This window comes from Cellulomonas citrea, from assembly GCF_009829685.1.
Classification (GTDB): domain Bacteria; phylum Actinomycetota; class Actinomycetes; order Actinomycetales; family Cellulomonadaceae; genus Cellulomonas; species Cellulomonas citrea.
On the sequence record NZ_VWSD01000258.1, the window covers coordinates 1 to 2169 of the forward strand.

The following is a 2169-nucleotide window of genomic DNA, read 5'->3' on the forward strand; positions in this document are numbered from 1 at the left end:
CGCGCGGGTGCCGGCCGACACGCTCAGCCAGCCGTCGGCGGGGCAGGTAACCGGGCGCACCGTGCGGACGGCCGAGTTCGCGACCGCGAACTGCGGGGCCAACCCGGCGAGGGCGGGGGTCGCAGCGCCCACGTCCGACCAGCGCACCCCCGCGGTGCCGATGAGCACGACGGGCCCCGGGGCGGTCTCGGCCGACGTGCTCCCGGCAGCCGAACCCCCGGACGCCGCCGCCGGTCCGGCCCCGGCACCCAGCAGCACCAGCAGCCCGACGGCGGTGAGCAGACCGCGACGGGACCAGGAGGGGGGCACCCGTCCAGGGTAGAGGGGCACCCCAGGAGCACCGCGGTGGGCCTGGGACGGGCCGCGACCGCCCGCACCCCGGCCGCTAGGCTCGCCCTGGCCCGCAGCCGGCGTGGCCGCCGCACCCGGGGGAGGGTCATGTCGCTGCCGCGCTACGCCTACCTGGGACCGGCGGGCACCTTCACCGAGCAGGCGCTCGGCCAGGTCGCCTCCCGGGAGGAGGCCGTCTACCTGCCGCAGCCGGACGTCACGTCGGCGCTCGCCGCGGTGCGCGCCGGGGACGCCGACTTCGCGGTGGTCGCCATCGAGAGCACCGGGGAGGGCGGGGTCACCGCCACCCTCGACGCCCTGGCCAGCGGCTCGCCCCTCGTGCTGCTGCGCGAGATGCTCGTGCCGGTCCAGTTCGACGTCGTCGCCGCGGCCGGGGTGCAGCTCGCCGATGTGCGTCGGGTGAGCGCCCACCCGCACGCCTGGGCGCAGTCGCGGGTGTGGCTCACCGCCCAGCTGCCCGGGGCGGTGCACGTGCCGGCCGCGTCGAACACCTCCTCGGCGGCGCTGCTGGGTGCCGGCGAGCCGGTCTCGTTCGACGCCGCGCTCGTGCCGCCGTCGGCCGTCGACGCCTACGGGCTGCAGGTGCTCGCGCACGGGGTGGCGGACAACCCCGACGCCGTCACCCGGTTCGTCCTCGTGGGTCACCCGGGCGACGTCCCCGCGCCGACGGGGGCGGACAAGACGACGCTCGTCGTGCACCTGCCGGACGACGAGGCCGGTGCGCTGCTGTCGATGCTGGAGCAGTTCGCGACCCGCGGCATCAACCTCTCGCGCATCGAGTCCCGGCCGATCGGCGACGCCCTGGGTCGGTACTCCTTCTCGATCGACGCCGAGGGCCACGTGGCGGACGCCCGGGTCGGCGAGGCGCTCATGGGGCTGCGTCGGCACTGCCCGTTCGTGCGCTTCCTCGGCTCGTACCCGCGCGCCGACGAGGTCGAGCCCGTGCTGCGCGCCGGCACCGCCGACGCCGACTACGCCGACGCCCGCGCCTGGCTCGACGCCCTGCGCCGCGGCGAGGTGGGGTGAGCCGAACGGCTCGTCGCGGCCTCGGTGCGCGCGGGCTCCGGGCGCTCGAGCGCCGGCTCGACGCTCAGGACCGACCTCGGATGGTCGAGACCGCCAACGGCGGCTGGTGGGCCCACCTGGCCGTCGGGGCGCTCACGGGGCTCCTCGTCGCCACCTCGGTGGAGGGTGCCGCCCGCTGGTGGGTGCTGGGTGCTGCGCTCGCGGTCTACGCCGTCGTCGTCTGGTACCTGAGCCCGACTCGGATCACCTGGGTGGACGGTTCGGTGCTCCGCCGCACGTCCCTGTTCCGCGAGACGGTGCTCGACCTTGACCAGCTCGTCCTGGTCGACCATGTCCTCAGCCCGAAGGTCGGCGCGGCGGACGTCGTCCTGCGGGACCGTTCGGGTGTGCGGATCGTCGTGCCTCGGGTGCCGCAGACGGAGCCGCTCCGTCACGCGATCGGACGGGGCATCGCGCCGGCGGTCTGGTCACGGGCACAGGTCGACCGTCGTTCGGTCGGCGACCTGGGGCTCGGGGCGCAGGCCGGCTGACGCCTCGGCTCCCCGGCCCGCCTCACGCCCCCCGGCGGGTGAGGACGGCGGTCGCGTCGACCGAGCCGTCGCCCGCGGTCGTGCCCATCACCTGGACCTGGGCGCCGACCTGCAACGACGTCGAGCCGCGCTCGGAGACGGTGGTCGCGGTCGAGAGGCGCACGGTCACCGGGCTGCCGCCGTCGGGCGTCACGGTGAGCGTGCCGTCGCCGACGGCCGTCACCGCACCGCTCACCGCGGGGGTCCCGCCGCCCGCGAAGCC

General features: G+C 76.6%; 3 protein-coding genes and 1 pseudogene. 2 read left to right on the plus strand and 2 right to left on the minus strand.

Annotated elements, in window-relative coordinates; genetic code table 11:
- Positions 1-309: pseudogene (locus tag F2B26_RS15885) on the minus strand (hypothetical protein); the annotation flags it as partial.
- Positions 310-438: 129 nt separating this feature from the next.
- Between F2B26_RS15885 and pheA the strand changes: the two are divergent.
- On the plus strand, positions 439-1377 hold the full coding sequence (pheA, locus tag F2B26_RS15890; protein WP_159811006.1) for a prephenate dehydratase: 939 nt from the start codon (positions 439-441) through the stop codon (positions 1375-1377).
- Between the two features lie 80 nt (positions 1378-1457).
- Complete coding sequence (locus F2B26_RS15895; RefSeq protein WP_159811008.1) at positions 1458-1907, plus strand: hypothetical protein; 450 nt, start codon at positions 1458-1460, stop codon at positions 1905-1907.
- A gap of 22 nt (positions 1908-1929) precedes the next feature.
- On the opposite strand, the gene F2B26_RS15900 is transcribed toward F2B26_RS15895, so the two are convergent.
- Positions 1930-2169, minus strand: a 240-nt coding sequence (locus F2B26_RS15900; protein ID WP_210766854.1) for a DUF5666 domain-containing protein, incomplete at its 5' end; no start/stop codon positions are given.